Annotated in this window: 15 protein-coding genes; all 15 read left to right on the forward strand. The window is 57.0% G+C overall.

Features of this window, described 5'->3' with window-relative positions:
* A partial coding sequence (locus HIJ39_RS20080) for a hypothetical protein (RefSeq protein WP_207711811.1) occupies nucleotides 1–576 on the forward strand: 576 nt, incomplete at its 5' end.
* Nucleotides 577–578: 2 nt separating this feature from the next.
* On the forward strand, nucleotides 579–917 hold the full coding sequence (locus HIJ39_RS20085) for a hypothetical protein (RefSeq protein ID WP_169102827.1): 339 nt from the start codon (nucleotides 579–581) through the stop codon (nucleotides 915–917).
* A 2-nt stretch (nucleotides 918–919) separates the two neighbouring features.
* Nucleotides 920–1153 (forward strand): hypothetical protein, encoded by a 234-nt coding sequence (locus HIJ39_RS20090; protein WP_169102828.1) that lies wholly within the window; start codon nucleotides 920–922, stop codon nucleotides 1151–1153.
* Complete coding sequence (locus HIJ39_RS20095) at nucleotides 1150–1611, forward strand: hypothetical protein (protein WP_169102829.1); 462 nt, start codon at nucleotides 1150–1152, stop codon at nucleotides 1609–1611. Before HIJ39_RS20090 ends, HIJ39_RS20095 begins: the two co-directional genes overlap by 4 nt.
* Nucleotides 1608–1820: a hypothetical protein gene (locus HIJ39_RS20100; protein WP_169102830.1), complete on the forward strand. Its 213-nt coding sequence runs from the start codon at nucleotides 1608–1610 to the stop codon at nucleotides 1818–1820. Before HIJ39_RS20095 ends, HIJ39_RS20100 begins: the two co-directional genes overlap by 4 nt.
* Complete coding sequence (locus HIJ39_RS20105) at nucleotides 1813–2112, forward strand: hypothetical protein (protein ID WP_169102831.1); 300 nt, start codon at nucleotides 1813–1815, stop codon at nucleotides 2110–2112. The genes HIJ39_RS20100 and HIJ39_RS20105 overlap by 8 nt, the downstream gene beginning before the upstream one ends.
* A 111-nt stretch (nucleotides 2113–2223) precedes the next feature.
* Nucleotides 2224–2373 carry a DUF2292 domain-containing protein gene (locus HIJ39_RS20110; RefSeq protein ID WP_169102832.1) on the forward strand — a complete coding sequence of 50 codons (150 nt, stop codon included), beginning with the start codon at nucleotides 2224–2226 and terminating at the stop codon, nucleotides 2371–2373.
* 16 nt (nucleotides 2374–2389) lie between these two features.
* The gene (locus HIJ39_RS20115) at nucleotides 2390–3790 is read left to right on the forward strand and encodes an RtcB family protein (RefSeq protein WP_169102833.1); all 1401 of its coding nucleotides are present in this window, start codon (nucleotides 2390–2392) and stop codon (nucleotides 3788–3790) included.
* The gene (locus HIJ39_RS20120) at nucleotides 3678–4220 is read left to right on the forward strand and encodes a hypothetical protein (protein ID WP_169102834.1); all 543 of its coding nucleotides are present in this window, start codon (nucleotides 3678–3680) and stop codon (nucleotides 4218–4220) included. Before HIJ39_RS20115 ends, HIJ39_RS20120 begins: the two co-directional genes overlap by 113 nt.
* A gap of 214 nt (nucleotides 4221–4434) precedes the next feature.
* A complete protein-coding gene (locus tag HIJ39_RS20125) occupies nucleotides 4435–4872 on the forward strand; it encodes a hypothetical protein (protein WP_169102835.1) in 438 nt (145 codons plus the stop codon).
* 267 nt (nucleotides 4873–5139) lie between these two features.
* Complete coding sequence (locus tag HIJ39_RS20130; RefSeq protein ID WP_169102836.1) at nucleotides 5140–5538, forward strand: hypothetical protein; 399 nt, start codon at nucleotides 5140–5142, stop codon at nucleotides 5536–5538.
* A 40-nt stretch (nucleotides 5539–5578) separates the two neighbouring features.
* Nucleotides 5579–6013: a helix-turn-helix domain-containing protein gene (locus HIJ39_RS20135; RefSeq protein ID WP_169102837.1), complete on the forward strand. Its 435-nt coding sequence runs from the start codon at nucleotides 5579–5581 to the stop codon at nucleotides 6011–6013.
* A 33-nt stretch (nucleotides 6014–6046) separates the two neighbouring features.
* Complete coding sequence (locus tag HIJ39_RS20140) at nucleotides 6047–6964, forward strand: DNA adenine methylase (RefSeq protein ID WP_169102838.1); 918 nt, start codon at nucleotides 6047–6049, stop codon at nucleotides 6962–6964.
* A 294-nt stretch (nucleotides 6965–7258) separates the two neighbouring features.
* Nucleotides 7259–7696 carry a hypothetical protein gene (locus tag HIJ39_RS20145; protein ID WP_169102839.1) on the forward strand — a complete coding sequence of 146 codons (438 nt, stop codon included), beginning with the start codon at nucleotides 7259–7261 and terminating at the stop codon, nucleotides 7694–7696.
* 219 nt (nucleotides 7697–7915) lie between these two features.
* Nucleotides 7916–8309 (forward strand): pentapeptide repeat-containing protein (locus tag HIJ39_RS20150; RefSeq protein WP_169102840.1); only part of this gene is annotated, 394 nt, incomplete at its 3' end.

Consider the following 8309-nt stretch of genomic DNA (forward strand, 5'->3'; position numbering starts at 1 on the left):
GGCTGCCCAGTAGGCACAACCATGAAGCGGGACATCGCGATATGGGCGGCGGTCATGGCGCTAATGATGGCGGGCTGTGGCGACGTGGGAGGCGAACCGACCCCAAGGAGCCGATGCTGTGGCCGTCGATGGATTGCGGGAAGGGAAAGAAAGCGAGGACTCACGATGAACAAGGCGTATGCGGTGACGAGCCGGGATTTATGGACCGTTCTCCAGGAAGTGATCCCTAACCTACCCGGCCGCGGCGTGGCGGCTGCGTGGCTTCATGTGCGGCCGGAGAACCATCCTGATCAGATCTGGTACGAATGGCGTACGGCTGATGGGGGTTATCAACAATACACGTGGAACGGCGATGAGAATGTACGTCTCGTGGTGGAGCATCTGGAGAGCCGCTTGGGTCCCCTGAACTGGGCGTGGACCGACAAACGGATCGTGATGCCCGGCGGATCGGAATCCGATGAGCCGGTCGTCATCAATGGCTGGATCCTTTGGTTAGGCCACGCGCCATCCGGTGAGACGGTCGCCAATGTGATCCTGGTGGATGACGCGGTCGTCCCCACCGAAAGCGAGGAATGAAGATGATCATCTATCACATCGTGACGAGTTGGGAACTGTGGGAGGCTCTGCGAGAAGCGCGGCCCGAGATTCCCGAGCGCACCCAGGTGAATCACGCGGTGTTGGAACTGACCACGACCACTGCGCACTTGCGGGTCGTGCCGCAGGATTGGGAACCGCAGGAGTTTGACTGGTTTGGTGCGGACGCGATGTTATTTCACAAGCAACTCTTTGACCGTCTCGGACAGCAGCATGGCTGGAAAGAGGCCACGATTTACCTGCCGTCTCTGACCGAGAATAAAGTCGTCCAGGTGGACGCGCACATGTTGTGGACGCGGCCCATCGACGAAAGCGAGGAATAAGGATGAGTGACGCCGATATTCGCTGCCGCACCTGTGGAAAGCCCTTATTTCGCTTTCGTCGGCCATTACCGCGTCCGGGTAGCGTCGTGCATCCCGGCGATCTCATTCCAATGCCAGGCATTCCCGCGCCAACACACGAGGGGCTGGTGGAGTGGCCTTGCTGTTCTACGGGTACGGTCGAACTGGGAACGGTCTTACTGCAGTTGTGGGCTGAAGAAAGCGAGGAGAAGAAATGAGTGTGACAATGATGAATGGTGCAACGCGCCTAGAGCCCAGCGAGGTATATGTTGGGATGGTGGTAGGGATCGGTAAGACACCAGAGGAAGCTCAAAAAGCCGTGGTTATTGGGAAAGATCCCGTTTCTGCTGACGACTCGATGATGTTTGTTGTGCTGTATTTGGATGGGGCGTATGACACTTATCAAAGGGTTGGGCCAGATAGCTCGCTGTGGGCGGTCACCGAAACGGGGCGCCGTAGTCCATCCGAGTTACAGAGGATCCAAGCGAACCGGGATGTGTTGGACTGGTATTATCGGCCCCATTTTCCTTTACCGCGTACCTTGGAGGTGCAAGCGGTGACTCTCAATTCAATCACGTGGACGGTACATCTAGTGGTGGGGGTGAAACCAGCGGAACCGGAAGCCAAGGGGGATGCGTTAGTGCGGGAGACCGCAGAAAGCGAGGAAAAACGATGAATACCACCGCCTTTCAGACGACCTATTTTGAAGTGGACGCGCAAGGTGCGCTCTGGCCGCTCGACCCCGCGACGATCCAACGGCAACCCGACGGCGGCTATCACCAAGTGGTGGACGGGGCCGTGACGACGACTTACACCGCGCAGGAGATCGTGCATGCGCGGCTCATGCCCATAACGGGCACAGAAAGCGAGGTATCCCATGCCTGAGAAGAAACTGACGACCGCGCAGGCACACAATGCCGCGCAGACGGGCGAAATAAAGCTCGAGGATTCAATCGGCCTCACGAAGCCGGTGTTTGGTATTGCCGAACCCGTTCTCGTGCCGACGCCGCCAACGGCAGTGCCCCTCCCACCTACGTGCGAAACCTGCCGTTTCTTTGTGCAACCCAACGATCTAAGGAGTGAGTGTCATCGGCATGCGCCAATGGAACGCGGTTTTCCCGCTGTCGGGGCGCTCGATTGGTGCGGGGAATATGAGGGGCACCCAGAGGAAGCCTAATTGCGAGAGTCCGGGCGCGCGGACGGACCTTGAACGCCAGTGGCATCACGGTGAGCGCGACCTGCACAAAATGCGGCTGGCACCGGACGTATCAGAAATGGGGGAATCGCGATGCCTGACAAAGTGCCCTTAACCCGCCAGACGGCCCTCGCGAAAGCGGCCGAGGCGTTGAAACGCATCCAATATGGCGAAGTCGTGATTAAAGTGGTGGACGGCGAGCCCGAATGGGTGGAAGTCCACGAGAAGACGCGGGTGGGATAGAAAGGGGAACGCGAATATGGAGAACGTCAAAATGTGGGTGTCGGATCAGACGCCCATTGAGTCGCAAGCCTATGCCCAAATTAAAGCGATGGCTCAATTGCCGATACTCGCCGGACATATCGCGATCATGCCCGACGTGCATTGGGGCAAAGGTGCCACGGTGGGCAGTGTGATCCCCACGCGCGGGGCGATTATCCCGGCAGCGGTCGGCGTGGATTTGGGGTGCGGCATGGCCGCATTACAAACGTCCATGCGGATTGAACAGTTACCCGACAACTTGGCCGACTGGCGCTCCGCTATCGAAGCGGCCATTCCTGTGGGGTTCAACGCGCATGATAACGAGCGAATGCTGGATAAAGTCCTGCAGCTGGGAACGCACACGCCATTTGAGGCCAAACTCCGTGCGTTACGCGAGCGGTTTAATGGGTTAGCACTTCATGCGCAAATTCCGCATAATCCGCGCCACAAGACGGAAGCGGTGGCTTGGAAGCAAATTGGCACGCTGGGTGGCGGCAATCACTTCATCGAAGTGCAAACAGGCGATGACGGCTATGTCTGGCTGATGTTGCATTCGGGTTCGCGCAATGTCGGAAAGACGTTGGCCGAGGTCGCCATCAGTCAAGCTCGGCAGGAGGCGGAAACGCGGGGCGATGTGTTGCCCGATAAAGACCTGGCGTGGCTCGCGGAGGGATCGGGAGCATTTCATGCGTATTTGACGGCGCTCTGGTGGGCGCAAGATTATGCGCGGATGAATCGGGAAGCGATGTTGGCGCTCCTCTGGAACGCATTGATTCTGTTCTTGCCCGATGGCACGACGGTCACTCAAACGGTGAACTGCCATCATAATTACGTTGAACAATTCGGGGAGGGCGTCTATGTGACGCGCAAGGGAGCAGTGTCAGCCCGCGAAGGCGAATATGGTATTGTGCCCGGCTCTATGGGGACGGCCAGTTACATCGTGCGCGGGAAGGGGAACCCCGATTCCTATTACTCCTGTTCGCACGGGGCCGGACGACGCATGAGTCGGAACCAGGCCAAAAAGCAGTTTACCGTGGACGATCTGATCGCGCAGACGGCAGGCGTCGAGAGCCGCAAAGATTCGGCGGTGATTGATGAGATCCCGGCGGCTTACAAAGATGTGGACGCGGTAATCGCGGCCCAGGCGGACCTCATCGAGCCCGTAGTGCGTTTGAAGCAAGTTCTGTGCGTAAAGGCTAAGTTCACCCCGCAGTCATCGCATAAGGCGAGGCTGACACGCTCCTTCCCGGGGCGCTGTCGGCCTTTTTTGGTGAAAGGAGACCCCGATGACCTCACCGATTCCGCATCGCCGCCAATTGGTGCAACGGCTGAAAGACTATCCCAAAGAGCACGCCCGCTTCCTGGAACTCACGCGGGAAGAATACTATCGCAATCTTGAGCCCATCCACTTGCCCACGGATAGCGTGGCGTCCGCCCGTATTGACGGCATGCCGCATGCGGCGGTGGCGATGGCGAGCAATCCTACGCTACGCATTGTCATCAGTCGCGAAGCCATACTCGAACGCTTGCAGGCGCAACGCGATCAGCTCAGTGCCACCATCACGCGACTGACCGACCGTCTCTTTCAATTCTGGGATTGGTGGACCACGCTGACCGACGTGCAACGCTGGTTCGTCCAATGGCGCTGGTGGGAAGGCGCGACGTACGAGCAGGTGGCGCGCAACTTCTTGGCCGACGGGGATCGGTTTCGGGGGTATGTGCCAGATTCGGTCAAGAAAGTCCTGCGATTTGAAGAGGAGCTACTGGCCGATTTGGAAGCGCTCTGGTACGGCGATCCTTTAGCCGACGAAAGCGAGGACAAAAATTAGGCGGTAAAAGGACGGTAAAAGGATGGTAAAGGGACGTGACAGACCCTTCTTACCTGCTATAATAGGAGTATCGAATCGTCTGGCTGCGGGCCGGGCGATTCTTCGTGTTTGGACTCCGACTTCCCCAAGGCGCGGCGGCTGGGCGCACGGGCTGTGAGTCGGTGTCCTGTGATTTTGACTGCACGCGCCACGTGGCGCGTTCTGGAGGGAGCCGATGAGCGCGATGTATACCCTCGATCCTGATGTGCAAGCCTTCCTAACGCGCTTTCCGCCCCTGGGGCCCTTTGACAAGAATCGCTGTCCCGATTGCCATCAATGGGCGCTGGTTGATCTAGGCCACAAGGAAGTCGTGTGTTATCGCCATGATCCGCCGCGTGTGTGGACCCTGGCCGAACGGCTGGCCTTGGCCGAGGCCCAAGACGCCACGCGGCCCCGGTTGCCCGAGAGCCTGAAACGCTACTATCCTGGAGGCGTCGTCTGTCCGCTGTGTCAGACGCGATTGCAATTGCGGATTCGGGCGGCAGAAGGCCGCTGCCCACGCTGTGAGGGCGTGTGGACCTTTCCCGAATTGGAGGATGCGGCGGCGCAACACCTCATGGAAGAACAGCCGAATGGCGCGACGGTCTATCACAAGCCGCGGCACGGGCGATGAGTTGATAATGGGCTTATGCAGTTTCGCTGAAATTTGTCTATTTATGATCATACTTAGCTTTGCCTGATCCGTGAAGAGGAAAATTCGTTCGCCAAAACCCGTGGGGCGGATTGTCTCGATGATGAAGATATTGTAAAATCGATGCCATCAGGGGTGTTCGACGGTTTCGGTACGCGAGACGTACCGTATAAATCCGGTGGTAGTCAACCCGACTCCCCTTCGGTACGGCAAGTTCTGCCGGATGTTAAGCCTGTGGAGTGTCCGCCCGTGGACGACCGGCCAATGGCCCTAAGAAGCGGTGACACGGCAACGATTGCTGCCGTGACGAGCGACGAGTTATGGAATCGATTGCGAGATATGTTTCCCGCGTGGGGATTGCCAGCGCACCCGCGGGAGGCGTCGCTGGTGATCGACCACGATGCGGGCTTTCTGCGGTGGGCCCATCTGGACATCACCGATGACGGCGTGTGCGTCCGGCCTGATAGCCAACGGGTATTGGATGCGGCTAAGGTGGCAGAGCTCTGGAAGTGGTTAGAGCCGGACATACAGTTTCCGCTCCACGGGATGCAATTTGTTCGGATGGATTTGCAACCGCACCGGGTTGTCCATGTCGAAGTGCGGGGACTCATGCTGGTGCGGCACACCGCGCTGGCGGCGGTCGACTAAACCGAGAGCCTTGGCCTGAGAGGCAAAGGAGGGATTGTCGATGGGTACGGAGGGGTACTCCACCGCCCAAGTCGAGCGGCTGACCGGCATAGGGGCGAAAACGTTGCACTTCTGGGATCATAGCGGGTTTGTGTCACCGAGCGTTGTCGGGGCACATGGAACCGGAAGCCGCCGGATATACAGTTTTCGTGATCTCGTGGCCTTGCGCGTGGCGGCCCAGTTCCGGGACGCAGGCATTAGCCTACACTCCTTGCGAAAAGTAGTGACCGTCCTGCGAGAGATGCGTGGGTTAGAACAGCCCCTTCCGGAAACGTATCTCGTCACAAACGGGGTGGATGTCTTTGAAAAGCACGGCGAAGACGTGATGTCGGTATTGCGGCAGCCGGGCCAAGCCGTATTTTCCTTTGTCATTGATCTTGCCCGAACGGTGGAGACATTACGTGAGGCCATTCAGAAGAGTACTGAATCTGCGTAAGCGTCAAAAGGCAACTATAGCAGGAGGACAAGTATGGCAAAAACAGCAAAAAAGCCTGAGATAGGCAACCATGGTGCGGGTCGTTCTCCGTCACCAATCTATTTGGAAACGGATGAGCAATTTGAAAATGTTGTTATTCTAAAGAGGCCGATGCGGACCCGCCGAATTGTGTTTGGATGGTACGGAGGCAAGTTTAGCCATCTAGAGTGGTTAATGCCTCTGCTCCCGAAGGCCCACCATTATTGTGAACCGTTTGCAGGGTCCGGCGCAGTGCTTTTAAACCGTGAACCCTCTCCAGTAGAGACATATAACGACATTGACGGAGATGTCGTGAATTTCTTTCGGGTGTTGCGCGATCGCTCAGACGAGCTTATCAGCGCCATTGCACTGACACCTTTCTCACGCGAGGAATTTCATCGGGCCATTAACGGAAGCACCCAAGGCATCAATGACCTGGAACGCGCACGACGATTCTACATTCGGGCTAGACAGGCTCGTACAGGATTAGCCCAAACTGCGACGTTGGGTCGTTGGGCGAACTGTAAAAACACCAGCCGATCGGGAATGTCTGGAGTGGTGTCGCGCTGGCTCGGTGGTGTCGAGGGCTTAGCTGAAATTGCAGAACGCTTGCTTAGGGTGCAGATAGAGAACCGGCCGGCTATTGATGTGATTCGCTTGTATGATAGCCCTGACACTCTATTTTACTGTGATCCGCCTTATTTGCATAAGACACGAGGTGATACTAAAGCCTACAGTTTTGAGATGGATACTCAACAGCATCACGACTTGGCTGACGTATTAAATCAATGTATGGGCAAAGTGGCCATATCGGGATATCGTTGCGACGAAATGGATACCTGGTACCAAGGGTGGAGAAGATATGACGCTCCGGTGAAGCAGTGCCATTCCACGAAAACACCCCGCCAAGAATCCCTGTGGATGAACTATTGATATGGCGAAGGCAAAGGCGAAGTTAGACTACCCGAAAGCGCTAGAGACATTACAAGAACTTTTTGCCGAAGCAGAAACCTGTTACACAAATGCTGCACCACCAGCCGTGAGTAGTAAGGTCGTTGAGGCAGCCGATATCCTTTTCCACTCATCCACTCAATCTTACCGTGAGGCATTGCTCGGCTGTGGACTGGCGAGGTTATTAGATTCATCGATTAACATCCGACACCCATACATGAACCATGGACCCTATCGTTTATAGAGCCAGAGCCGGAAGAAGAAGCCATCACCGCCATGAGGACGGCGGTGGTCGGCGCGTCTCACGTCATGTTGTTTCCACGGGGACTGGAAAAAGCCGGACTCGACGCGTCGCTACAGGTCGATAGTCTGGTGGCGATTGGGTCGTTGGATGTGGACCTGTACGACACATTGCAAGCCAAGGCCGACGGCGCAGGGACGACCATTGAGGGATGTTTCCCAGATCCTTCTGCGATGACGCCGAGCGAGAAGCGCGGGGTGCTAGCGATGGCGACCTTCGTAGGTACCCGCCTGCCGCGCAGGATGGAGATGATTAAGGCTAGGGCCAAGCTGAGGAAGATGAGTCGGCCTGAAGCTGCCCAGTGGCTCAGGGTTAAGGCGTGGGGCTACATGGTTGATAAGGGGATTGAGATTACTGAGGAAGAGTTCAAGCAGATTTGGGAAAAAGAGGAAAGGAAGTTTCTTGGCGGATAGTGTAGAATTATCTTGTGCTGCGGAATGCACAGCTTCCCTCCGGTTCGACTGCGGGAGGGATTTTTTGTATGGATAGGCTCAGGGCATGACGATGGGTGAGGTTGTGGGACTTCTGGTTATGGGCGCTAGTGGTGGGGCTTCGCCGCAACTGGATAAGACTCAGAAGCTCTTTAGCGCGTTGTATGAGGCAGTTACGGCACCTTACTTGAAGGGAGAAGAATGATGGATAAAGAGAAACTGCAAATCATTTTGGATGATCATAAAAAATGGTTGTCAAATGAGAAAGAAGGTAAAAAAGCCGTCTTGAGCAGGGCCGACTTGAGCGTGGCCGACTTGCGCGAGGCCAACTTGAGCGGGGCCGACTTGAGCGCGACCGACTTGCGCGGGGCCAACTTGAGCGGGGCCAACTTGAGCGGGGCCGTCTTGCTCGTGGCCGACTTGAGCAGGGCCGACTTGAGCGGGGCCGACTTGAGCGTGGCCGACTTGCGCGGGGCCAACTTGAGCGGGGCCAACTTGAGCGGGGCCGTCTTGCTCGTGGCCGACTTGAGCAGGGCCGACTTGAGCGGGGCCGACTTGAGCGTGGCCGACTTGCGCGGGGCCAACTTGAGCGGGG

The organism is Sulfobacillus harzensis (assembly GCF_012933365.1).
GTDB classification, from domain to species: domain Bacteria; phylum Bacillota; class Sulfobacillia; order Sulfobacillales; family Sulfobacillaceae; genus Sulfobacillus_B; species Sulfobacillus_B harzensis.